We start from the raw sequence: 23,482 nt of genomic DNA, 5'->3' as shown, positions 1-23,482 counted from the left end.
CGAAAAGTCTCTCGTGCGGCGCGGTCCGCTCCCCTTGAGCACCCCGTACGACCACCCTGGTGTCCCCGACGGGAACACGTGTCCCGACCCCCTTGAGTGGAATAGACTCAACTTTGTGTACGTTGGATGAGTCAGCACTGGGAGACAAGGCCGGACCGCCGACGGCCGACGCGAGGAGGAGAGCCAGAACGTGGACGCCGAGCTGACCAACCGGAGCCGGGACGCGATCAACGCGGCCAGCAACCGGGCCGTGACCGAGGGAAACGCCGACCTCACCCCCGCCCACCTGCTGCTGGCCCTGCTCCAGGGGCAGGACAACGAGAACATCACCGACCTGCTCGCCGCCGTGGAGGCCGACCTCGCCGCCGTGCGCTCCGGCGCCGAGCGCATCGTGGCCGGGCTGCCCAGCGTGACCGGGTCCACCGTCGCACCCCCGCAGCCCAGCCGTGAGATGCTCGCCGTGGTCGCCGACGCCCAGGCCCGCGCCAAGGAACTCGGGGACGAGTACCTCTCCACCGAGCACCTGCTCCTCGGCATCGCCGCGAAGGGCGGCGCGGCCGGTGAGGTACTGGAGGGGCAGGGAGCCAGTGCGAAGAAGCTGCAGGAGGCGTTCCGCAAGGCGAGGGGAGGGCGCCGGGTGACCACGCCCGACCCCGAGGGTCAGTACAAGGCCCTGGAGAAGTTCGGCACCGACCTCACCGCCGCGGCCCGGGACGGGAAGCTCGACCCCGTCATCGGGCGCGACCAGGAGATCCGGCGGGTGGTCCAGGTGCTCAGCCGGCGGACCAAGAACAACCCCGTCCTCATCGGCGAGCCCGGCGTCGGCAAGACCGCCGTCGTCGAGGGGCTCGCCCAGCGGATCGTCAAGGGGGACGTGCCCGAGTCGCTGAAGGACAAGCGGCTGGTGGCGCTGGACCTCGGCGCCATGGTCGCCGGGGCCAAGTACCGCGGTGAGTTCGAGGAGCGGCTGAAGACCGTCCTCGCCGAGATCAAGGACTCCGACGGGCAGGTCGTCACCTTCATCGACGAGCTGCACACCGTCGTCGGCGCCGGCGCCGGCGGGGACTCCGCCATGGACGCCGGGAACATGCTCAAGCCCATGCTGGCGCGCGGCGAGCTGCGCATGGTGGGTGCCACCACCCTCGACGAGTACCGGGAGCGGATCGAGAAGGACCCCGCCCTGGAACGGCGCTTCCAGCAGGTGCTGGTCGCCGAACCGACCGTCGAGGACTCCATCGCCATCCTGCGCGGCCTCAAGGGCCGCTACGAGGCCCACCACAAGGTGCAGATCGCCGACAGCGCGCTGGTGGCCGCCGCCGGCCTCTCCGACCGGTACATCACCTCCCGCTTCCTGCCCGACAAGGCCATCGACCTCGTCGACGAGGCCGCCTCCCGGCTGCGCATGGAGATCGACTCCTCGCCCGTCGAGATCGACGAACTCCAGCGCGCCGTCGACCGGCTGAAGATGGAGGAGCTGGCGATCGGCAAGGAGACCGACGCCGCCTCGCTGGAACGCCTGGAGCGGCTGCGGCGCGACCTCGCCGACAAGGAGGAGGAGCTGCGCGGCCTCAACGCCCGCTGGGACAAGGAGAAGCAGTCCCTCAACCGGGTCGGCGAGCTGAAGGAGAAGCTCGACGAACTGCGCGGGCAGGCGGAGAGGGCGCAGCGCGACGGTGACTTCGACACCGCCAGCAAGCTGCTGTACGGGGAGATCCCGACCCTGGAGCGCGACCTGGAGGCCGCCTCCGAGGCCGAGGAAGAGGTCGCCAGGGACACCATGGTCAAGGAGGAGGTCGGCGCCGACGACATCGCGGACGTCGTCGCCTCCTGGACCGGCATCCCCGCGGGCCGCCTCCTGGAGGGCGAGACCCAGAAGCTGCTGCGCATGGAGGAGGAGCTGGGCAAGCGGCTCATCGGCCAGACCGAGGCCGTACGCGCCGTCTCCGACGCCGTACGGCGCAGCCGGGCCGGTATCGCCGACCCGGACCGCCCGACCGGTTCGTTCCTCTTCCTCGGCCCCACCGGCGTCGGCAAGACCGAGCTGGCCAAGGCGCTCGCCGACTTCCTCTTCGACGACGAGCGGGCGATGGTCCGCATCGACATGAGCGAGTACAGCGAGAAGCACAGCGTCGCCAGGCTCGTGGGTGCCCCGCCCGGATACGTGGGGTACGAGGAGGGCGGCCAGCTCACCGAGGCCGTGCGGCGGCGGCCGTACACCGTCGTGCTGCTCGACGAGGTGGAGAAGGCGCACCCCGAGGTCTTCGACATCCTGCTCCAGGTGCTGGACGACGGGCGCCTCACCGACGGGCAGGGCCGCACCGTCGACTTCCGCAACACCATCCTGGTGCTCACCTCCAACCTGGGCAGCCAGTACCTGGTCGACCCGCTGATCGGGGAGGCCGAGAAGAAGGAGCGGGTCCTGGAGGTGGTCCGGGCGTCGTTCAAGCCGGAGTTCGTGAACCGGCTCGACGACCTCGTGGTCTTCTCCGCCCTGAGCAAGGACGAGCTGAGCCGGATCGCGCGGCTCCAGATCGAGGCGCTCGCCCGGCGGCTCGCCGAGCGCCGCCTCACCCTGGAGGTCACCGACGACGCCTTGGACTGGCTGGCCGTCGAGGGCATGGATCCGGCCTACGGCGCCCGCCCGCTGCGCCGCCTCGTGCAGACCGCGATCGGCGACCGGCTCGCCCGGGAGATCCTCTCCGGCGAGATCAAGGACGGCGACACGGTCCGCGTGGACCGCTTCGACGACGACCTGATCGTGGGACCGGCGAGCGGCAAGACGCTGTAGCGGACCGCACGGCCCCGCCCCGGCGACCCGTCCCTCGGGTTGCCGGGGCCCCGAGCGGGTACCCGACTGGCCGGATCGAGTCAGCCGAGGGCTGACAGGCCCCCGTCGGGCTTGCCACGCCCCTCCCCGCATGGGGGAGGATGGCCGGATCCGTACGAAGGGAAATTCACGGTGAGCATCGACCCGTCCTCGATTCCGAACTTCGGGGGCAAGCAGCCCGAGCCGCAGCCCCAAGGACCGGCGGGCCCCGTCGTCCCGGATCAGGATCTTGTGAAGCAGCTCCTCGAGCAGATGGAGCTGAAGTACGTCGTCGACGACGAGGGCGACCTCGCGGCGCCGTGGGAGCAGTTCCGTACGTACTTCATGTTCCGCGGCGAGGGTGACCAGCAGGTCTTCTCGGTGCGGACGTTCTACGACCGGCCCCACCAGATCGACGAGAAGCCGCAGCTGCTCGAGTCGGTCGACGACTGGAACCGTCGCACCCTGTGGCCCAAGGTGTACTCCCACACCCACGACGACGGCACGGTCCGCCTGATCGGCGAGGCGCAGATGCTGATCGGCATGGGCGTCAGCCTGGAGCACTTCGTCTCCTCGACGGTCAGCTGGGTGCGGGCCGCCATCGAGTTCGACCGGTGGCTCGTGGAGCAGCTCGGCCTGGAGCAGGACGTCAACGAGGCGGAGAAGCCGACCGACGAGGACGGCGAGTAGTCCGCCCCCGCGACACACCGAAGGAGAGAGCCCGGCGCCCGCAGCAGCGGGAGCCGGGCTCTCTCCTTCGGTGTGTGGCTCACCTTGCCGCCTTCAGCCGCCGCACCGCCTCCTCCAGCACCGAGGCCCGCTTGCAGAACGCGAACCGCACGAAGGGGGCGCCCGCCTCCCGGTGGTCGTAGAAGACCGCGTTGGGGACGGCGACGACGCCCGCGCGCTCGGGCAGGGAGCGGCAGAAGGCGAAGCCGTCGCTCTCGCCGAGCGGGCGGATGTCGGTGGTGACGAAGTACGTCCCGGCGGGCCGGTACACGCCGAAGCCCGCCTCGGCCAGCCCAGCCGCCAGCAGGTCACGCTTGGCCCGCATGTCCTCCCGGTAGGCGGCGAAGTACGACTCCGGCAGCGCGAGCGCCTCGGCGACCGCGTACTGGAAGGGCCCCGAGGCCACGTACGTCAGGTACTGCTTGGCCGAGCGGACCGCCGTGAGCAGGGCGGGCGCGGCGGTGACCCAGCCGACCTTCCAGCCGGTGAACGAGAACGTCTTTCCGGCCGACCCGATGGTCACCGTGCGCTCCCGCATCCCCGGGAAGGACGCCAGGGGGAGGTGCTCGGCCGTGTCGAAGACCAGGTGCTCGTAGACCTCGTCGGTCACCACCAGCAGGTCCCGCTCCACCGCCAGCTCGGCGATCGCCGTCAGCTCCCGGCGGCTCAGGACCGTGCCGGTCGGGTTGTGCGGGGAGTTCAGCAGCAGGAGCCGGGTGCGGTCGGTGACGGCGTCGCGCAGCTCGTCCAGGTCCAGGCGGAAGGACCGCTGCCCGTCTTCCCCGTCGTCCCCGTGCGGGCGCAGCGTCACGGGCACGCGCGTGCCGCCCGCCATCGCGATGCAGGCCGCGTACGAGTCGTAGTACGGCTCCAGCGCGACGACCTCGTCGCCGGGCTCCAGCAGCGCCAGCAGGGCCGCCGCGATGGCCTCCGTGGCGCCGGCGGTGACCAGGACCTCGGTGTCGGGGTCGTAGGACAGGCCGTAGCGGCGCTGCTGGTGGCCGGCGACGGCGGCGCGCAGCTCGGGGACGCCGGGGCCCGGCGGGTACTGGTTGCCGCGCCCGTCGCGCAGCGCCCGTACGGCGGCCTCGCGGATCTCCTCGGGGCCGTCGGTGTCGGGGAAGCCCTGACCGAGGTTGATCGCCCCGGTCCGCACCGCCAGGGCGGACATCTCGGCGAAGATCGTCGTCCCGAACTCCGCGAGCCGGCGGTTCAGGAGGGGGCGGGCGCTGGAGCTCATCGAGGTCATGCCGGTCATCCTGCGCCGAAGCTCTGGACTTCCTCAACTCTGCTTTGGGGCGCGGCGGCGAGGGGCATCTCCCGTTCACGCCGGTGAGCTCCACGGCGTGATCCACAGTCCATCGACACGCAGCGAGGCGTCCGACGGGGGATTGCTTCGGGGGACTTCCGGGCCCCGGCCCGGAACGGAAGGGAGGGTGGAGCCATGGTCACAGGCATCATCCTGTTCGTGATCGCAGCCCTGCTGATCAGGGTTTTCGTGAAGGGCCGACGCACCTCCGGTGCCGTACGGACCGGGAGCGGCAGGGGGGCGCGGCGGAACGGCGGCGGGGGCGACAGCGGCGGCGGCAACAGCTGGTGGGCCGGTGACGGAGGCGGCTCGTCCTCGGACGGACACCACTCGGGCAACTCCTGCGGTGGTGGCAACTCCTGCGGCGGCGGCTCGTCCTGCGGAGGCGGGTCGTCCTGCGGGGGAGGGGGCGGCGGCGGATGCGGCGGAGGCAGCTGACACGGGGCAGCTGAGCTCCGGCCAGGGGGAACCGCATCCCCGCCACGGGGCCCGTTCCTGGGACCGGGCCCCACGCCCCACCCAGAGCGCCCGCCGGGGCCCACTCCCGGTGGGCGCTCCCACGCGCGGGCGCACTCCGTGCGGGCGGGGTGTGCGCCCTGGTTGAACAGTTGAGCTGGGGAGCCCCCTGAGGGATGGAAACGCCACGAAGTTGGGTAAAAACGCTGTGGCGACGCCATCGTTCATGATTCGCTCTCCCTCATCAACGCAGCTCCTCGGACGACCTGTTGACCCCTCTCCTGACCGGCCGACTGGGCTGAGCGGGCCGCATCCCCGGCAGTGCCACGGATGCGCAGGCCCCACACCTTCCTCTCCTTGTGTGCTTGCGGAGCCGATCCATGCTCACGACCCTGAACACCGCCTACACCGACACCCGCGCCGCCGACCTGGCCTGGGCCCTGGGGCGCGAGCCCCTGCCCGCGCTCGCCTGTCTCGACATCGAACTGACCGACGCCCGGCTGCAGTTGCGGCTGCTCGGCGCCTCCCACCAAGTCCTGCTCGAGGAGGAGCGGGGCAGCTGCTCGGAGACGGTGGCGTGCATCCCCGGCAGCAGCACCCCTCTTCCGCTGGGCGTCGCCAAGCGGGTGGGCGACTGGGAGTACGAGTTCGCCGCCCGCGTCGAGGTGCTGACGCCGGGCTCCTTCGCCGGCCGCGCCCAGGAGCTGCTGGCCCTGGTCTCCGACCATCCGCACGGCCTGGCCGGCGTCTTCCCCGGCAGCCCGCACGCCTTCACCGCGCTGCTGGCCCAGCGCCACGAGGGGCAGGTGCACTGGCGGACCTGGCACGCCTACCCGCAGGACGGCCAGCTGGTGGCCACCCGCACCCGGGTGGGCGTGCGGGTGCCGACGGCCGGGCTCAGCCCGTCCGCGGTGTGAGCACGGGGGGCCGAATAAACCTGTGGTGCGCGACAAGCCCTGAGTTTCACACGTGTGGGTGACGAAGCGCAGTGTCGCAGTGACGTAACGTCACCTCGTGATCGAACCGCACGCGCCCGCCCCGCCCGGCTCTCCGCCGTCCTGGGGCGGCCCCCGCGGCCCGGAAGCGCCCGCGCGGCTGCCCGTACGGCCCGCCATCGGACGGTTCCTGGTGCTGGCGGGGGTCTTCGTGTGCGCGGCCTGCGGGCTCGTGTACGAACTCGAACTCGTCGCGCTCGCCTCGTACCTGATCGGCGACTCGGTCACCCAGGCGTCCGTCGTCCTGTCCGTCATGGTCTTCGCCATGGGCATCGGCTCGCTCGCCGCCAAACGGCTGCGTGGCCTCGCGGCGGCCGGCTTCGGCGCGCTCGAGGCCGCCCTCGCCCTGGTCGGCGGCTCCAGCGCGATGCTCCTGTACGCCGTCTTCGCCTGGACCGGCGGCTGGGGCGGCCTGTGGGCCGACGGCCCGCGCGTCCTGCTGGTCGCCTTCTCCCTCGCCATCGGCGTGCTGATCGGCGCCGAGGTGCCGCTGCTCATGGAGCTGATCCAGCGGGTGCGCCGGCAGGACCCGGGCGGTGCCGTCGCCGACCTGTTCGCCGCGGACTACGTCGGCGCGCTCGTCGGCGGCCTCGCCTTCCCGTTCGTCCTGCTGCCCTTCCTCGGCCAGCTCACCGGCGCCCTGCTGACCGGCACCGTCAACGCGGTCGTCGGCGCCGCCCTGGTCCTCGGCCTGTTCCGGCGCGACCTGACCCGCCGGGCCCGCTGGCTGCTGGTGACCGCCAACGCGCTGGTCCTCGTCCTCCTCGCCACCGCGACCGTCCTCGCCGACGACTTCGAACGCGCCGCCCGGCACGCCGTGTACGGCCAGGACGTCCGGGTGGCCGTACGGACCGGCGTGCAGGAGGTCGTCCTCACCGGCGACGCCGACGGCCGGCCGCTCGACCTCTTCCTCGACGGGCGGCTGCGGGTGCGCGCCGGCGACGAACGGCGCTACCACGAGGCGCTGGTGCACCCCGCCATGAACGGCCCCCACGCGCGCGTGCTGGTCCTCGGCGGCGGCGACGGCCTCGCCGCCCGGGAGGTGCTGCGCCACCCCGGCGTACGCCGCGTCGACGTCGTAGAACTTGACCCCGGGCTCGCCCGGCTGGCCCGGCACGACCCCGGACTGTCCACCCTCAACGAACACGCCTACGGCGACGCCCGCGTCCGCGTCGTCACCGGGGACGCCTTCCACCGGCTGCGCTCGACGCCCTCCGCGACGTACGACGTGGTGATCTCGGACCTGCCCGACCCGGGCATCACGGCCAGCACGAAGCTGTACTCCCAGGAGTTCTACGGCCTGCTGCGGCGGGTGCTCGCGCCGGACGGGCGGCTGGCGGTCCACGCGGGCCCGGTCGCCGCGCGCCCCCGGGCCTTCTGGACGGTCGACGCCACCCTGCGCGCGGCCGGCCTGCCGGCCGTCGCCTACCGCGTCGGCGTCCGCGACCCCGGCGCCGCGCCCGGCCCCGACCGCGCGGCGGCCGCCGGCCGTCGCGCCGCCCGCGGCTGGGGCTTCCTCCTGGCCGCGCGCACCGCCCCCGCGCTGCGCCTGGACCCGGCGGCACCCCGTCCGCGCACCCTCACGCCGGGATCGCTGGCCCGGGACGCCCGCGACGCGGCCCGCACCCGGGTCCCCGGGCTGCCCCCGTCCACGCTCGTGCATCCGCGGTACTGAGCCCACGAGGGTGCCGCGACCGCGATCCGGCAGATCCCCGTGCGGCGGCCCGACCCTCCCCCCCCCGGGTGCGGGACGGACCGCCACATCCCCCTGTGGATCGCTCGCACCGAGAACCTACGGCCACACCGCTGGGCCCGGAATCCGGCGATGGGTGGAGACCCGAGCCAACCCGCCGTGGTAGCCGCCCGGTTCCTGCAACTTCCGCGGTACCGCGGAAGGATGACGCCGACGCCGGGCGGGCGGACCTACGCTGCGGGAATGCGCCTGCACCCCTTGGTGGCCGACGGCCTGATCGCCGCGGCGCTGACGACCGTGGCCGTCCTGCTCGGCACCGAGGCCGTCGCCCAGGGGTGGCCCGCGCTCGACCCGCTCGCCTGGACGCTCGTCGCCCTGCTGACCCTCCCCCTCGTCCTGCGCACCCGCGCCCCCGTCACCGTCTGTCTCGCCGTGCACGCCTGCTGGGCGGTCTACGTCACCCTCGACTACTGGCCCGTCCTTGGTTCCTTCGGCCCCATGCTCGCCGTCTACACCGTGGCCTCCCTGCGCCCCGACCGCACCGCCGCCGCCTGCGCCGCGCTGCTCGCCGGGGTCTGGATCTACGCCGGGCTGCGCAGCGACGCGGGAGCGATGGCCTCGGTGGCGGGGCAGGCCGTGGGCTTCCCGCTGGTGCTGTGGCGGTTCGGGTACGTGGCCCGCCGGACGGGGGAGCTGACGCTGCGGCTGCGGGCCGAACAGGCCGACCGGGCCCGGCGCGAGGTCGCCGAGGAGCGCGTGCGGATCGCCCGTGAACTGCACGACGTGGTCGCCCACCACATCGCCGTCATCAACGTCCAGGCCGGACTGGCCCGTTTCGTGTTCCACTCCGACGCCCGCACCGCGCGGGACGCCCTGGACACCATCGAGGGCGCCAGCGGCGAGGCCCTGGCCGAACTGCGCCGCATGCTCGGCCTGTTGCGCGCCGACGGCGTGCAGGGCGCGGACGGCGGCGCCCCCGCTCCCGGTCTCGGCCAGCTCGACGAGATGGTCACCCGGGTGCGCACCGGCGGCGTGGGCGTCCGGCTGCGCGTCACGGGCACCCCGCGCCCACTGCCGCCCGGCGTCCAGCTGTGCGTCTACCGGGTGGTGCAGGAGGCCCTCACGAACGTGCTCAAGCACGCGCCCGGCGCGGACGCCGCCGTCGAACTCGCCTACCGCGCGGGCGAGGTGACGGTGTCGGTGACCGACGACGGACCCGCCGGGGGGCTGGTTCCGGACACACCTGCCGAACGGGGCGGACACGGCTTGATCGGGATGCGGGAGAGGGCCAAGCTCTACGGCGGGACGATCGCCGTCGGCCCGCGCAGCGAGGGGGGTTTCGGCGTGCGCCTGACCCTGCCGACGCCGGTACAAGCCGCACGCCGGGGAGGCACCGTCCGGGAATGACCGACGCAGACCGTCCGACGGACGGGCCGATACGCCTGCTCGTCGTCGATGACCAGTATCTCGTCCGCAGCGGTCTCGCCACGCTGCTGCGCGCCGCCCCCGGCATGGAGGTCGTCGGCGAGGCGGCCGACGGCGCCGAGGCGGTGGAGCTGGCCGCGCGGACCCGGCCGGACGTGGTCCTGATGGACATCCGCATGCCCGGCCTCACCGGGATCGAGGCCACCGAGCGGATCCTCGCCGAGGCGGTGGACCCCGCGCCCCGGGTCCTGGTCCTCACCACCTTCGACCTCGACGAGTACGTGTACGGCGCCCTGCGGGCCGGCGCGTCCGGCTTCCTGCTCAAGGACGCGGGACCCGAACGGCTGCTGGCCGCCGTCACCGCGGTGCACGGCGGCGACGCGCTGTTCGCCCCTGCGGTCACCCGGCGCCTGGTGGAGGCGTTCACGCGGATGACGGACACGGGACGTACGGACCCGGGGCGCGGGGACGGCCCGGACGCGGATCCGCCGCCCGCGCTGACGACGCTGACCGGCCGCGAGGCCGAGGTCCTCGAACTGGTGGCCCGCGGGCTGAGCAACGCCGAGGCCGCCGACCGGCTGTTCATCAGCGAGGCCACCGTGAAGACCCACCTCAACCGCACCATGACCAAGCTGGGCCTGACCAGCAGGGCCCAGGCGGTGGTCGTGGCGTACGAGACGGGACTGGTGACGCCGGGGAGCGCGGGCGGCGGGTGACTTCGTGCCGACGGGGGGTGTACCGGGCGTCCGCTGGGTAAGCTGCGCTGACATGGAGCATGAGGTGTTCGTTCCGGTTCCGGCCGAGCGGCTCAGGGACGTGCTGGCCGACCCCGTCCGGGTCGCCCGGGCGGTTCCGGGGCTCCAGCAGGACGCCGGTGCCGAGCCCGTCGCGGGCCGGCTGAAGGTCCGCATCGGCAGTCACTCCATCACCTACCGCGGCTCCCTGCGCCTGTCCGCGCGTGAGGACGGCACCTACGCCGTCGAGGGCGACGCCACCGAGTCGCGCGGCACCGGCGCGGTCACCCTCGCGCTGACCCTCCGCACGGACGACGCCGACGGCGGCGCGACCCTCACCTTCACCGGGACGGCCACCGCCGACGGGCGGGTCACGGAGCTGCCGCCGGAGTCGGTGACGTCGGCCACGACACGCCTGCTGACCCGGTTCGCGGAGAACCTGGGCGCGGCGGCGCAGGCCGCACCGGAGACCGCACCGGAACCGGAGCCGGGTCCGGCCCCCGAGCCGCGCCCCGCCTCCGTCTTCGACACCGAGGTCCCCCCGCCCTCCCTCATGAACACGGACGAGGACGAAGACGAGGACGAGCACGATCACGAGGCCGGAGCAGACGGAGACGGGGACCGGGCCGGGGACGCCGGCCGGCACGACGAACCGGCCGTCCCGCCCCCCGCCGAGGCCGCGCACGCGCGCCGCACGATGATCGGCCGCAGCGCCGAGGAGGTGGACCACGCCCCGCCACGCGGCCGGTACGCCCCCGTGCCCGCCCCCCAGGCGAGCGCGGTCGGCGCCCCCCTGCGCTGGGCCGCCCCCGCGGCGGCGCTGGTCGTGGCGTCGGCGATCGTGGTGGGCCGCGCGCTGCGCCGACGCCGCTGAGCACCGCGGGACCTGCCGCGGGACCCACCGCCGGACCGCCTCCCGGTGGGGCGCCCTTGATCGCACCAGTAGGGTCGTGGCGTGAGTAACGAACCCATCACGCTGACCGCGGGCGACGCGGAGGCGACCGTGCTGCCGGGCAACGGCGGCCGGATCGGCGGACTGCGCGTCGGCGGCACGGAGCTGCTCCGCCAGGGCGAGCGCTACGGCTGCTTCCCGATGGTCCCCTGGTGCGGACGCATCCGCGACGGCCGCTTCGGCGACGGCGCCGTGGTCCACCAGATGCCCCTCAACTCCCCGCCGCACGCCATCCACGGCACCGCCCGCGACGCCGCCTGGCGCACCGCCCGCGTCACCGCGGACGAGGCCGTCATCACGTACGACCTCGTCGACCCCTGGCCGTACTCCGGACGCGTCACCCAGGTGATCGCGCTGGCCGAGGACGGACTCACGCTGTCGATGTCCGTGGAGACGTACGAGTCGTCCTTCCCGGCGCAGATCGGCTGGCACCCCTGGTTCAACCGGACCCTCGACGGCGCCGGTGCGGAGATCGCCTTCGACCCCGCCTGGCAGGAGGAGCGCGGCGACGACCACCTCCCCACCGGCAACCGCGTCGAGGCGAAGCCGGGCCCCTGGGACGACTGCTTCGGCATGCCCGACGGCGTCGACGTCACACTGACCTGGCCGGGGCGGCTGGAGCTGAAGGTGACCAGCCGGGAGCAGTGGGTCGTGGTGTACGACGAGCAGGAGGCCGCCGTCTGCGTGGAGCCGCAGACCGGCCCGCCCAACGGCCTGAACACCCTCCCGCGCCTGGTCACGCCCCTGGAGCCGCTGGAGGCCACGACGACCTGGGCATGGCGCCGCCTTTAAGCTGGCGTACATGACGGACGTCAACGAAGTAATGCCGCCAGGCACACGCGGCGAGCTGCTGCAGCAGATCAAGGACAAGGCCGTGGTGCACGGCAAGGTGACCCTCTCCTCGGGCCTGGAGGCCGACTACTACGTCGACCTGCGCCGCATCACCCTGGACGGCGAGGCCGCGCCGCTGGTCGGGCAGGTGCTCCTCGACCTGACCGCCGACCTGGAGTTCGACGCGGTGGGCGGGCTGACCATGGGCGCCGACCCGGTCGCCGCGAGCATGCTGCACGCCGCCGCCGCGCGCGGCCGCAGGCTGGACGCGTTCGTCGTCCGCAAGGCCGCCAAGGCGCACGGGCTGCAGCGCCGCGTCGAGGGCCCGGACATCAGGGGCCGCCGCGTCCTGGTCGTCGAGGACACCTCCACGACCGGCGGTTCCCCGCTCACCGCCGTCGAGGCCGTGCGCGAGGCCGGCGCCGAGGTGGTCGCCGTCGCCACGATCGTGGACCGCGCGACCGGCGCCGCCGAGAAGATCCAGGACGGCGCGGGAGTGCCGTACCTGTACGCGTACGACAAGGACGAGCTGGACCTGGACTGAGACCAGGGGCCGAGACGGGGCCGGGGTCCACTCGGGTATTCCCGTCCGGTCTGGAAGGATGGGGCCGACGATGACGTCGCCCCCCAGTCCTAGGTCAGGGCCATAAGCACCAACACGCCCACCCGCACATACAAGGAGCGGACAGATGCCCATCGCAACTCCCGAGGTCTACAACGAGATGTTGGACCGGGCGAAGGCAGGAAAGTTCGCCTACCCCGCCATCAACGTGACCTCTTCCCAGACGCTGCACGCCGCCCTGCGCGGTTTCGCGGAGGCGGAGAGCGACGGCATCGTCCAGATCTCCACCGGCGGCGCCGAGTTCCTGGGCGGCCAGCACAACAAGGACATGGTGACCGGCGCCGTCGCCCTCGCCGAGTTCGCGCACATCGTCGCCGAGAAGTACGACGTCACCGTCGCCCTGCACACGGACCACTGCCCGAAGGACAAGCTCGACGGGTACGTCCGCCCGCTCCTCGCGGTCTCCGAGGAGCGCGTGAAGGCCGGCCGCAACCCGCTCTTCCAGTCGCACATGTGGGACGGCTCGGCCGAGACCCTGGCCGACAACCTCGCCATCGCCACCGAGCTGCTGGAGCGCGCCCGCGCCGCCAGGATCATCCTCGAGGTCGAGATCACCCCGACCGGTGGCGAGGAGGACGGCGTCTCCCACGAGATCAACGACTCCCTCTACACCACGGTCGACGACGCGATCCGCACCGTCGAGGCCCTGGGCCTGGGCGAGAAGGGCCGCTACCTGCTCGCCGCGTCCTTCGGCAACGTGCACGGCGTCTACAAGCCGGGCAACGTCGTGCTCCGCCCGGAGCTGCTCAAGGAGCTGAACGAGGGCATCGCGTCGAAGTACGGCCAGCCGGCCGGCAGCAAGCCGTTCAACTTCGTCTTCCACGGCGGCTCCGGCTCCACCGCCGAGGAGATCGCGACCGCCCTGGAGAACGGCGTGGTCAAGATGAACATCGACACGGACACCCAGTACGCCTTCACGCGCCCGGTCGTCGACCACGTCTTCCGCAACTACGACGGCGTCCTGAAGGTCGACGGCGAGGTCGGCAGCAAGAAGACCTACGACCCGCGCACCTGGGGCAAGCTGGCCGAGGCCGGCATGGCCGCCCGTGTCGTGGAGGCCTGCGGCCACCTGCGTTCGGCGGGCCAGAAGATCAAGTAACACCCGGTCGACGCGACCGTACGCACGAGCCCGGCGCCCCGCGTGCCGGGCTCGCTGTATACCTGGGGGCATGCCCGACGTCCGGATCGCCTCACCGCAGGGCAAGTGGATCCTGCTGACCACCGTCCTCGGCTCCAGCATGGCCCTGCTGGACTCGACCGTCGTCAACGTGGCGCTGCCCCACATCGGCCGCGACCTCGGCGCGGACCTCGCCGCCCTGCAGTGGACCGTCAACGCCTACATGGTGACGCTGGCCGGTCTGATCCTCCTCGGGGGCGCCCTCGGCGACCGGTTCGGCCGGCGCCGGATCTTCGTCCTCGGCGTGCTGTGGTTCGCCGCTGCGTCCCTGCTGTGCGGCCTCGCGCCGAACGCCGGCGTGCTGATCGCCGCCCGTGCCCTGCAAGGCGTCGGCGGGGCGCTGCTCACGCCGGGCTCCCTCGCCCTCATCCAGGCCTCCTTCCACGCCGACGACCGGGGCCGGGCGGTGGGCCTGTGGTCGGGTTTCGGGGGCGTCGGCGCGGCGGTGGGGCCGTTCCTCGGGGGCTGGCTGGTGGACGGCGCGGGCTGGCGCTGGGTGTTCCTGCTCAACGTCCCGCTGGCCCTGCTGTGCGCGCCGGTCGCGCTGCGGCACGTACCCGAGTCCTCCGACCAGCGTGCCCACACGCGCTTCGACGTGCTCGGCGCGGCCCTGTGCGCGGCGGCCCTGGCGCTGCTCACCTACGCGCTGATCGAGGCCCGTACGGCGTCCTGGGCGGTGGCGCTCAGCGCGGTGGCCGGGGCGGTGGCGGCCGTGGCCTTCGTCGTCGTCGAGCGGCGCGGCAAGGACCCGATGATGCCGCCGGACGTTTTCTCCTCCCGCCAGTTCACGGCGATCAACCTGGTCACCCTGTGCGTGTACGCGGCCTTCGGCGGCTTCTTCTTCCTCGCCGCGCTCCAGCTCCAGGTCGTCGTCGGCTGGTCCGCGCTGGCCGCCGGTACGGCCCTGCTGCCGACCACCGTCCTGATGCTGCTGCTGTCCGCCCGCTCCGGCGAACTCGCCGAGCGGCTCGGCCCGCGGCTCCAGCTCACCGCCGGCCCGCTGCTCTGTGCCGCCGGGATGCTGCTGATGCTGCGGGTCGGTCCCGGCGCCTCGTACCTCGCCGACGTGCTGCCCGCCCTGCTGGTCCTCGGCCTCGGCATGGTCACGCTGGTCGCGCCGCTGACGGCGAGCGTGCTGGCCGCCGTGGACACCGCGCGCGCCGGTCTGGCCAGCGGCATCAACAACGCGGCGGCCCGCGCGGCGGGGCTCGTCGCGGTCGCCGCGCTGCCGCTGCTCACCGGCATGGGGGAGGAGGCGTACCGGTCGGCTCCGGCGTTCGACGACGCGTTCCGGCCGGCGATGCTGATCTGCGCGGGCGTCCTGGTCGCGGGCTCCGTGATCGCCTGCACCACGGTGCGCCGTCCGACCCCGGACTGCCCCCGCCCCGAGTGCCGCACGCACGGTTCGGTCCTGACACCCCCGCTGGAGGGGGACCGCACCCCCTGACAGCCTCAAGGGGCGCGGGGAACCGCGCACGGCACAGGACGCAGGGTGCCCCCTGGGCCGACGCCCCGGTGACGCCCTCAAGGGGCGCGGGGAACCGCGCGCCCAGCCCCAGCGCACCCGCAGCAGACAACGCACCGCACGTCCGGCCGACCCCACCGCATGCCGCAGACTTGTCCCATGGCCATTCACGAGAACCTCCTCGGGGGACCGCCCCCGACCCACCTCCCCGACGACCCCGGCCCGCGCGAACTGCTGGCGGGCGGCACCTCCCCCGCCGACGTCGCCGCGAAGTACCCGACCTCCTCGCTCGCCTGGGCCCGGCTGGCCGACGAGGCGTTCGAGCGGGGCAGCGTCGTGGAGTCGTACGCGTACGCCCGTACGGGCTACCACCGCGGCCTCGACTCCCTGCGCCGCAGCGGCTGGAAGGGACACGGCCCGGTGCCCTGGGAGCACGAGCCGAACCGCGGCTTCCTGCGCGCCCTGCACGCCCTCGCCCGCGCCGCCCAGGCGATCGGCGAGAAGGAGGAGTACGAGCGCTGCAGCCAGTTCCTCAAGGACTCCTCGCCCAGCGCGGCCGAGGTGCTGGGCTGACCGGCCCTCCACACCACCGGGCCCGTCCGCCGTGCGCGGGCGGGCCTTGCGGTTTCCTGCGACGATTGCGGAGGATGCCGTTGGGGACCGGGGCCCCGTGCCGGTAACGGCAGGGCGGACCGCTACCCGTGCACATCAGGAGACAGCGATGTCCCACGAAGCCCCGAATCTCGACTTCGAGGGCAGCACGCCGTACGAGGACTACGTCAAGGCGGACGTGCTCACCCACCTCCAGCACACCCTCTCCGACGATCCCGGAGAGATGGTCTTCCTGGTCACGACCCAGGTCATGGAGCTGTGGTTCACCGTCATCGTCCACGAGTGGGAGACCGCCGCCCGCGCCCTGCGCGAGGACCGGACCCAGGTGGCGACCGACGCGCTCAAGCGTTCGGTGCGGGAACTGGAGGCGCTGAACGCCTCCTGGACGCCCCTCGCGGGACTCACGCCCGCACAGTTCAACTCCTACCGCAGCGCCCTCGGCGAGGGCTCCGGCTTCCAGTCGGCGATGTACCGCCGCCTGGAGTTCCTGCTCGGCGACAAGTCCGCGTCCATGCTCGTCCCGCACCGCGGCGCCCCGCGCGTCCACGCGGAACTGGAGAAGGCGCTGCACGAGCCGAGCCTGTACGACGAGGTGGTCCGGCTGCTCGCCCGGCGCGGGTACGACATCCCCGACGCTGTGCTCCAGCGCGACCTCACCCGGAAGTACGAGGCCGCGCCCGAGGTGGAGGCCGCCTGGACGGCCGTCTACTCCGGCGACCAGAACGGCGAGCTGGCCCGCCTCGGCGAGGCCCTCACCGACGTCGCGGAGCTGGTCTGGCGCTGGCGCAACGACCACCTGGTGGCCACCCGGCGCGCGATGGGCTCCAAGACCGGCACGGGCGGCTCCGCCGGGGTGGCCTGGCTGGAGAAGCGGGCCCGCAACAACGTGTTCCCCGAGCTGTGGACGGCGCGATCGTATGTCTGAACTGTCTGGCCGGCCCGACCTCAGGAGCGCGGCCGGGGAACTGGACGCCGCCGACGGGCTGGCGGCCCTGCGCGCGCGCTTCGTCCTCGACGACGTCACCTACCTCGACGGCAACTCCCTCGGCGCCCTTCCCGCGCACGTCCCCGCGCGCGTGGAGGACGTCGTACGGCGCCAGTGGGGCGAGCTGCGCATCCGGTCCTGGGAGGAGAGCGGCTGGTGGACGGCGCCCGAGCGGATCGGCGACCGGATCGCCCCGCTGGTCGGCGCGGCCTCCGGGCAGGTCGTGGTCGGCGACTCGACGAGCGTCAACGTCTTCAAGGCGCTGGTCGCCGCGGTGCGCATGGCGCATGAGGACGGTCGCGCCGCCGGGGACGGTCCGGTCCGGGACGAGATTTTGGTCGACGCCACCACCTTTCCCACGGACGGGTACATCGCCGAGTCGGCGGCCCGGATGACGGGGTGCGCCCTGCGGCCGGTCACCCCGGCCGAGGTCACCGGCGCCCTGGGCGGCCGCACCGCCGCCGTGCTGCTCAACCACGTCGACTACCGCACCGGCCGGCTGCACGACCTGCCCGCGCTCACGGCCGCGGTGCACGCGGCGGGGGCGTACGCGGTCTGGGACCTGTGCCACAGCGCGGGCGCCCTGCCGGTCGGACTCGACGAGCACGGTGTCGACCTGGCGGTCGGCTGCACCTACAAGTACCTCAACGGCGGCCCCGGCTCGCCCGCGTACCTCTATGTGCGCCGCGACCTCCAGCCCCGGTTCGACTCCCCGCTGCCGGGCTGGAACTCGCACGCCGAGCCGTTCGGCATGCGGTCCGCCTACGCCCCGGCCTCCGGTGCGGTGCGCGGGCGGGTCGGTACGCCGGACATCCTCTCCCTGCTCGCCCTGGAGGCGGCGCTGGACGTGTGGGACGAGGAGGGGGTCTCGGTGGCGGCGGTGCGGGCCAAGTCGCTGGCGCTGACGGACTTCTTCCTGCGCTGCGTCGGGGCGTACGTCCCGGACGGACGGGTGGAGTCCGTGACCCCGGCGGCGCACGCCGAGCGGGGCAGCCAGGTGGCGCTGCGCTGTGACGACGCGGGCGAGGTGATGAAGCGCCTGATCGAGCGCGGGGTGGTCGGCGACTACCGTGCCCCCGACGTACTGCGCTTCGGCTTCACCCCGCTGTACGTCGGCTTCGCGGACGTCGAGCGGGCGGCGCGGGTGCTGGCCCGGACGCTGGCCGGCTGAGTCGCGGCCGGGTCGCCGGGTGGGGACCGTACGCACCTCGTCCGGTCCTCACCCAGCGTCACATCCCCGTGTCCGCGCACGTCACCGGCCTGATAACGTCCCGCCAACGGCCGATTTTCCTTCCTCCGGTCCGCCAACACCGTTCCGTCGCTGAGAGGTTGACCATGCCGGACTCCGCCGCAGAACCGGGCACCGCTGCCGCGAGGGACGCCGCGGAGGAGAAATCGGCCTTCTCCCACCCGGCGGTCGCACCCGACTCCACCGCCGGGTACGGCGACCACCCCGACCAGGTGATCGACTTCTACGTGCCGCGCGGCGGGGTGGGCCCGGGCGAGGCCGCCCCCGTCGTGGTGGTGCTGCACGGAGGCTCGTGGCGCGCCCCGTACGACCGGCGCCACATCAGCCCGTTCGCCGGCTTCCTGGCCCGCCGGGGCTTCGCGGTGGCCAGTGTGGAGTACCGGCGCGGGGCGGAGGGTTCTGCCGGTGAGGGTTCCGGTGACCCCGTCGCGGGGCGCTGGCCCGACACGTTCGACGACGTGGCCGCCGCGCTGGACGCGCTGCCTGAGCTGGTCCGGCGGCACCTGCCGCGGGCGGACGCGCGGCGCGTGGTGCTCACCGGCCACTCCGCCGGCGGCCACCTCGCCCTGTGGGCGGCTGCCCGCCACCTGCTGCCCGCGGACGCCCCGTGGCGGACCGACCGTCCGGCCCCTCTGCGCGGCGTGGTCGCGCTCGCGCCGATCGCCGACTTCACGGTCGCCGACAAGCTCGACGTGTGCGGTGGCGCGGCCCGCCAACTCCTGGGCGGCGGCACGCTGTTCACTGAGCGCCGCCCGTATGCCGACCCCGCCCTGCTGCTGCCCACCGGGATCGCGACGACCCTCGTGCAGGGCCGCGCCGACGTGGACGTGCCGCAGGCGGTCGCCGAGGCGTACGCCGACGCGGCGGCACAGGCCGGGGAGGTGGTGGGGGTGACGCTGCTGGAGGACGTCGGCCACTACCCGTTGATCGACCCGGCGGCGGACGCGTGCGCGGTGGTGGCGGAGGAGATCGCGCAGCTGGCCTGGTGAGCCGTCGGGCCGGCCTGTCGTACCCGTAATACCTGAGAGCTACCCCGCAGGTGAGCCCCCTGGCGGGACGCGGGTTACCCGGCTCGATTCATAACTTCCTTTGCAGACGCGCCCGGTGGGCGGGCGCGCTGGAGGGGAGCGGCCATGAGGCCCAGGGCGACGGTACGTTGGCGGCGGAGCGTGGGCAGATGGCGCCGCGCCGGTTGCGCCGCCCTGATCGCCGGCGCCGTGGTGCTCCCCCTCTCCGGAGCCGCGCAGCCCCGGATCCCCGCCCCGGCCCCCGCCGCCCTCGCGGCCCCGACGGCGGCCACGCTGGCCGACGCGTACGCCGCCAACCGGGCCACCGCGGCGGAGGCGTCCCGGATGGCCGCCGTACACGGCGACGACCACCGCGCGGCGGCGGACCGTGCGATGGCCGACCGGTCCCGCCACCTCCTCGCCTTCGACGGCCGGGGCGCCGGACTGGCCACCGAGGTCTTCGGCGACCTGGTGCGCGCCGACCGCGTCGCCGTCCTGGTCCCCGGTTCCGACACCGGCCTCGACACCTACGGCCGGTTCCGCGCCGCCGCCCTGGCCCTGCACCGGCAGCTCGTCGCCGAGGCGCCCGCGGGGACCCGCACCGCCGTCGTGGCCTGGCTGGGCTACGAGACGCCGGGCACCGTCAGCACCACCGTCGCCACGACCGACCGCGCCGACCGGGCCGCCCCCGAGCTGCGTGGCCTGGTCGACGACCTGCACCGGATCAGCGGCTCCGGCGCCCGCCTCGCCCTCCTCTGCCACTCCTACGGCTCGGTGGTCTGCGCCCGCGCCGCCGACGGCCTGGACGTGTCCGACATCGCCCTGGTCGGCAGCCCCGGCACCGGAGCCGACACCGCCGCCGGTCTGCACTCCGACGCCCGGATATGGGCCGGGCGGGGCGCCGACGACTGGGTGGAGCACGTTCCGCACGTCAGCGCCGACCTCTTCGGCACCACCGTCGGCTTCGGCACGGACCCCGTCTCCCCGGGCTTCGGCGCCCGGGTCTTCGACGCCGGCGACGGCGGCCACAGCGACTACTTCGACAACGGCTCCCGCTCCCTGGCGAACCTGGCCCGGATCGTCCTGGGCGAGACCACGGAGGTGACCCATGACTGACCTGACCCCGGCACACCCGCGCGGCGCCCTGCGCGCGGCCGCCGCCCGCGTCGACGCGGCCACGCCCGAGAACCGGGACAGGGCCGTGGACGCCCTGCGCGCCTTCGCCATCCTCGGGGTGGTCCTCGGGCACTGGCTGGTGACGGCGCTGGTCGCCGACGGCAGCAGCCTGCACGCGGCCAGTCCGCTCCAGGACATGCCCTGGTTCGCCCCGGTCTCCTGGGCCTTCCAGACCCTCGCCGTGTTCTTCCTGGTCGGCGGTCATGTCGCCACGCGTGGCTACGCGTCGGCCCGGGCCCGCGGCGAGTCCTACGGCCGCTGGCTGACCGACCGGCTGTCCCGGCTCTTCCGGCCGGTCCTGGCCGTCCTCGGTCTGTGGACGGTGACGGCGGCGCTGCTGCTCCTGACGGGCGCGGACTTCGTGACCGTCCACACGCTGGTGAAGCTGGCGCTGTCCCCGATGTGGTTCCTGCTGGTCTTCGCCGCGCTGACCGCGGCGACGCCGTTGCTGACCCGGCTGCATCCGCTGTGGCCGCTGGTCGTCGTCCTCCACATAGACCTGCTGCGCTTCGGGTTCGGCGCCCCGTCCTGGCTCGGCTGGGTCAACCTCGCCGCCGGCTGGCTGGTCCCCTACACCCTGGGCGCCGCCTGGACCCGCGGTGAACTGGACCGGCGCCGCTCCGGCTGGCTCCTGCTGACCGGCGGCACGGCGGCGACCGCGGCGCTCGTCGCCTGGGCGGGTTACCCGGCGGCGATGGTCGGTGTCCCCGGCGCGTCGGTGTCGAACCTCAACCCGCCCACCCTGGCCGCCGTCACCTTCGGCCTGGCCCAGTGCGGGCTCGCCCTGCTGCTGCGCGAGCGGTTGCGCGGCGCGATGCGGCGGCCGATCGCCTGGGCAGGGGTCGCGCTGGTCAACCTCTCCGCGATGACGATCTTCCTCTGGCACCAGACGGCGCTGATGGCGACCACGGCCACGGGTCTCCTCGCGGGCCGTCTGCCCGGCCTGCACACGACCCCCGACGGCCTGGACTGGGTCGCGGCCCGGCTCGCCTGGCTTCCGGTGTTCGCGCTGGTCCTGGCCGGCTGCTGGGCCACGTTCCGCTCCTGCGAGCAGCGAGGCCGAGGACGGCGACGCTCCCGGGTCGTGCGGGCGCACCGTCCGCGGCGCCGGGCGATCACGGCGGGTGCACGCCATGTCTAGGGTGGAGCCCGTGAGGCGATGGGGGAAGCGGCTGCGGACCTGGTTCCGGGCCCGGGCCGAGCACGTGCTGCGCGTGCTCCACGAGGACCTGTGGACCTGGCGGGCCGATCCGCTGCCGCCGTCGGTGTGGCTGCGCTGGTTCCCGCACGGGATGGTGTGTCTGGCCGCGTTCGGCGTGCTGGTCGGAGACGCCGCCCAACTCGGGGACAACGGCGGGGTCGAGCCGGGCTTCGCCTTCCTCATCGGTGTCGCCCAGGCCGGGGCGATGGTGCTCGCGCTGTGGCGGCCGGTCGCGGCGTGGTGGCTGTCGATGGCGGGCATGCTGGTGGGGGCCTTCGCCGTGCGGGCCCAGATGGTCCCGGGCGGTTACGAGTTCACGTGGCCCTGGACAGCCGCCGGGCTCATCGGGCACCTGTTCGTGATGCTGCTGCTCGCCCTGCGGGTCCGGACCCGGGTGTCCCTGGAAGCGCTGATCCTCACCGCGCTTCCCACCTACGTCGTGCAAGGCGTCGTCGGAGCCCCGGACTACCTCCCGACCGGCCAGCTCGCGGTCATCCTGTTCGCGGTCGTCGTCGTCCTCGGCATCGCCCTGCGGGGCCGCCGCGAGGCCCGCACGGAACTCGCCCAGCAGACCTCGCTCACCGCCGAGGAGCGGGCCCGGCGCACGCTGCTGGAGGAGCGCGGCCGCATCGCGCGCGAGCTGCACGACGTCGTCGCCCACCACATGTCGGTGATCTCCATCCAGGCCCAGGTCGCGCCCCTCCTCGTCAAGGATCCGCCGGACGAGCTGAAGGAGAACCTCGCCGGCATCCGGCAGAACGCGCTGGAGGCACTCACCGAGCTGCGCCGGGTGCTGGGCGTGCTGCGCTCCGAGCACCCGGACACGCCGGAGGCGCCCGAGGGAGGCGACGGCGCCGCCCCGCACGCCCCGCAGCCCACCCTCGACCGGCTCGGCGCGCTGGTGGAGAACACCCGGGCCGCCGGGCTGACCGTCACCACCGACACGAGCGGGACGCGCAGACCCCTGCCGCCCGGGGTGGAGCTGTCGGCCTACCGGATCGTGCAGGAGGCGCTCAGCAACGTGCTGCGGCACGCGCCGGGCGCGAGTGCCCGGGTCCACCTCACCCACCTGCCGATCGGGCTGCGTGTGGTGGTCTCCAACACCCGGCCGACGCGCGCGCCGGCGCCGTCGCAGGGGGCCGGGCACGGGCTGCTCGGCATGCGGGAGCGGGTGGCGATGCTCGACGGCACGCTGACGGCGCACGCGATGCCGGACGGCGGCTACCAGGTGGCGGCGTTCCTGCCGGCCGACGGCCCCGACCAGCCCTTCGACCCCTCTCCCGATCCTTCCCCCGACCTCTCTCCCGATCCCTTCTCCGGCCCCTTCCCCGACCCATCCACCGACCCATCCACCGAGGACGACACCCCATGACGACCAGCAGCAACGGCCGCGTGATCCGCGTGCTGATCGCCGACGACCAGCAGATGGTCCGGCAGGGTTTCACCGTGCTGCTCAACACCCAGCCCGACATCGAGGTGATCGGGCAGGCGGTGGACGGCCTGGACGCGGTGGCCAAGGTCGCCGAGCTGAACCCGGAGGTCGTCCTGATGGACATCCGGATGCCCGAGCTGGGCGGTATCGAGGCCACCCGGCGCATCACCGGGGCGACCCCGGAGATCAGGGTGCTGGTGCTGACCACCTTCGACCTCGACGAGTACGTGTACGAGGCGCTGCGGGCCGGTGCCTCCGGGTTCCTGCTGAAGGACGCGTCCGCCGACCAGCTCGCCGAGGCGGTCCGGGTGGTGGCCGCCGGTGACGCCCTGCTCGCGCCGGGGATCACGCGGCGGCTGATCGCGGAGTTCTCCCGGCTGGACGACCGCCCGCGCGCCCCGCTCAAGGCCCGTGTCGGCGAGCTGACCGAGCGGGAGACGGAGGTCCTCGCCCTCATCGCGCAGGGCCTGTCGAACGCGGAGATCGCCCAGCGTCTGGTGGTCGCCGAGCAGACGGTGAAGACCCATGTGGGCAGGATCCTGGTCAAGCTGGGCCTCAGGGACCGCACACAGGCGGCGGTGTTCGCGTACGAGTCGGGGCTGGTACGCCCCGCGGGGTACTGAGGA

At 73.6% G+C, this 23,482-nt stretch carries 21 protein-coding genes; 20 read left to right on the top strand and 1 reads right to left on the bottom strand.

The window, feature by feature from the left end:
- Nucleotides 1-190: 190 nt before the first annotated feature.
- Nucleotides 191-2,788: an ATP-dependent chaperone ClpB gene (gene clpB, locus ACZ56V_RS13715; protein ID WP_398911634.1), complete on the top strand. Its 2,598-nt coding sequence runs from the start codon at nucleotides 191-193 to the stop codon at nucleotides 2,786-2,788.
- A 171-nt stretch (nucleotides 2,789-2,959) separates the two neighbouring features.
- On the top strand, nucleotides 2,960-3,496 hold the full coding sequence (locus tag ACZ56V_RS13710; RefSeq protein ID WP_104636093.1) for a YbjN domain-containing protein: 537 nt from the start codon (nucleotides 2,960-2,962) through the stop codon (nucleotides 3,494-3,496).
- A 79-nt stretch (nucleotides 3,497-3,575) separates the two neighbouring features.
- On the opposite strand, the gene ACZ56V_RS13705 is transcribed toward ACZ56V_RS13710, so the two are convergent.
- Nucleotides 3,576-4,784: a pyridoxal phosphate-dependent aminotransferase gene (locus ACZ56V_RS13705; RefSeq protein ID WP_468942116.1), complete on the bottom strand. Its 1,209-nt coding sequence runs from the start codon at nucleotides 4,782-4,784 to the stop codon at nucleotides 3,576-3,578.
- Between the two features lie 195 nt (nucleotides 4,785-4,979).
- Between ACZ56V_RS13705 and ACZ56V_RS13700 the strand changes: the two genes are divergently transcribed.
- The 18 genes from ACZ56V_RS13700 (at nucleotide 4,980) to ACZ56V_RS13615 (ending at nucleotide 23,479) form a co-directional block, all read left to right on the top strand.
- Entirely contained in the window at nucleotides 4,980-5,282 is a 303-nt protein-coding gene (locus tag ACZ56V_RS13700; protein WP_398911636.1) for a hypothetical protein, read from the top strand.
- Nucleotides 5,283-5,680: 398 nt separating this feature from the next.
- Nucleotides 5,681-6,217: a DUF2617 family protein gene (locus ACZ56V_RS13695; RefSeq protein WP_356368750.1), complete on the top strand. Its 537-nt coding sequence runs from the start codon at nucleotides 5,681-5,683 to the stop codon at nucleotides 6,215-6,217.
- Nucleotides 6,218-6,314: 97 nt separating this feature from the next.
- The gene (locus tag ACZ56V_RS13690; protein WP_398911638.1) at nucleotides 6,315-7,970 is read left to right on the top strand and encodes a polyamine aminopropyltransferase; all 1,656 of its coding nucleotides are present in this window, start codon (nucleotides 6,315-6,317) and stop codon (nucleotides 7,968-7,970) included.
- Between the two features lie 261 nt (nucleotides 7,971-8,231).
- The gene (locus tag ACZ56V_RS13685; RefSeq protein ID WP_468942111.1) at nucleotides 8,232-9,395 is read left to right on the top strand and encodes a sensor histidine kinase; all 1,164 of its coding nucleotides are present in this window, start codon (nucleotides 8,232-8,234) and stop codon (nucleotides 9,393-9,395) included.
- Complete coding sequence (locus ACZ56V_RS13680) at nucleotides 9,392-10,129, top strand: response regulator (RefSeq protein WP_398911640.1); 738 nt, start codon at nucleotides 9,392-9,394, stop codon at nucleotides 10,127-10,129. The genes ACZ56V_RS13685 and ACZ56V_RS13680 overlap by 4 nt, the downstream gene beginning before the upstream one ends.
- Before the next feature lie 52 nt (nucleotides 10,130-10,181).
- Nucleotides 10,182-11,021, top strand: coding sequence for an SRPBCC domain-containing protein (locus ACZ56V_RS13675; RefSeq protein ID WP_468942107.1), 840 nt, complete (start codon nucleotides 10,182-10,184; stop codon nucleotides 11,019-11,021).
- 81 nt (nucleotides 11,022-11,102) lie between these two features.
- A complete protein-coding gene (locus ACZ56V_RS13670; protein ID WP_398911642.1) occupies nucleotides 11,103-11,891 on the top strand; it encodes an aldose epimerase family protein in 789 nt (262 codons plus the stop codon).
- Nucleotides 11,892-11,922: 31 nt separating this feature from the next.
- Complete coding sequence (gene pyrE, locus ACZ56V_RS13665) at nucleotides 11,923-12,474, top strand: orotate phosphoribosyltransferase (RefSeq protein ID WP_468942666.1); 552 nt, start codon at nucleotides 11,923-11,925, stop codon at nucleotides 12,472-12,474.
- Nucleotides 12,475-12,619: 145 nt separating this feature from the next.
- Entirely contained in the window at nucleotides 12,620-13,651 is a 1,032-nt protein-coding gene (fbaA, locus tag ACZ56V_RS13660) for a class II fructose-bisphosphate aldolase (RefSeq protein ID WP_398911644.1), read from the top strand.
- Nucleotides 13,652-13,721: 70 nt separating this feature from the next.
- Complete coding sequence (locus ACZ56V_RS13655; RefSeq protein ID WP_468942105.1) at nucleotides 13,722-15,176, top strand: MFS transporter; 1,455 nt, start codon at nucleotides 13,722-13,724, stop codon at nucleotides 15,174-15,176.
- Nucleotides 15,177-15,353: 177 nt separating this feature from the next.
- Complete coding sequence (locus ACZ56V_RS13650) at nucleotides 15,354-15,767, top strand: DUF3151 domain-containing protein (RefSeq protein WP_165685307.1); 414 nt, start codon at nucleotides 15,354-15,356, stop codon at nucleotides 15,765-15,767.
- 148 nt (nucleotides 15,768-15,915) lie between these two features.
- Nucleotides 15,916-16,731 (top strand): tryptophan 2,3-dioxygenase, encoded by an 816-nt coding sequence (locus tag ACZ56V_RS13645; RefSeq protein WP_398911647.1) that lies wholly within the window; start codon nucleotides 15,916-15,918, stop codon nucleotides 16,729-16,731.
- Nucleotides 16,724-17,962, top strand: a complete 1,239-nt coding sequence (kynU, locus tag ACZ56V_RS13640; RefSeq protein WP_468942101.1) for a kynureninase — start codon at nucleotides 16,724-16,726, stop codon at nucleotides 17,960-17,962. The genes ACZ56V_RS13645 and kynU overlap by 8 nt, the downstream gene beginning before the upstream one ends.
- Nucleotides 17,963-18,126: 164 nt before the next feature.
- Nucleotides 18,127-19,029, top strand: coding sequence for an alpha/beta hydrolase (locus tag ACZ56V_RS13635; RefSeq protein WP_467378969.1), 903 nt, complete (start codon nucleotides 18,127-18,129; stop codon nucleotides 19,027-19,029).
- Nucleotides 19,030-19,173: 144 nt separating this feature from the next.
- On the top strand, nucleotides 19,174-20,163 hold the full coding sequence (locus ACZ56V_RS13630) for an alpha/beta hydrolase (RefSeq protein WP_468942098.1): 990 nt from the start codon (nucleotides 19,174-19,176) through the stop codon (nucleotides 20,161-20,163).
- Complete coding sequence (locus tag ACZ56V_RS13625; protein ID WP_467378971.1) at nucleotides 20,156-21,364, top strand: acyltransferase family protein; 1,209 nt, start codon at nucleotides 20,156-20,158, stop codon at nucleotides 21,362-21,364. Before ACZ56V_RS13630 ends, ACZ56V_RS13625 begins: the two co-directional genes overlap by 8 nt.
- Nucleotides 21,357-22,796, top strand: coding sequence for a sensor histidine kinase (locus tag ACZ56V_RS13620; RefSeq protein ID WP_468942095.1), 1,440 nt, complete (start codon nucleotides 21,357-21,359; stop codon nucleotides 22,794-22,796). Before ACZ56V_RS13625 ends, ACZ56V_RS13620 begins: the two co-directional genes overlap by 8 nt.
- Nucleotides 22,793-23,479: a response regulator transcription factor gene (locus tag ACZ56V_RS13615; protein ID WP_356368717.1), complete on the top strand. Its 687-nt coding sequence runs from the start codon at nucleotides 22,793-22,795 to the stop codon at nucleotides 23,477-23,479. Before ACZ56V_RS13620 ends, ACZ56V_RS13615 begins: the two co-directional genes overlap by 4 nt.
- Nucleotides 23,480-23,482: the final 3 nt, after the last annotated feature.

Source organism: Streptomyces sp. NPDC034099, from assembly GCF_055575415.1.
This window is presented reverse-complemented; position numbering and strand designations above follow the sequence as displayed.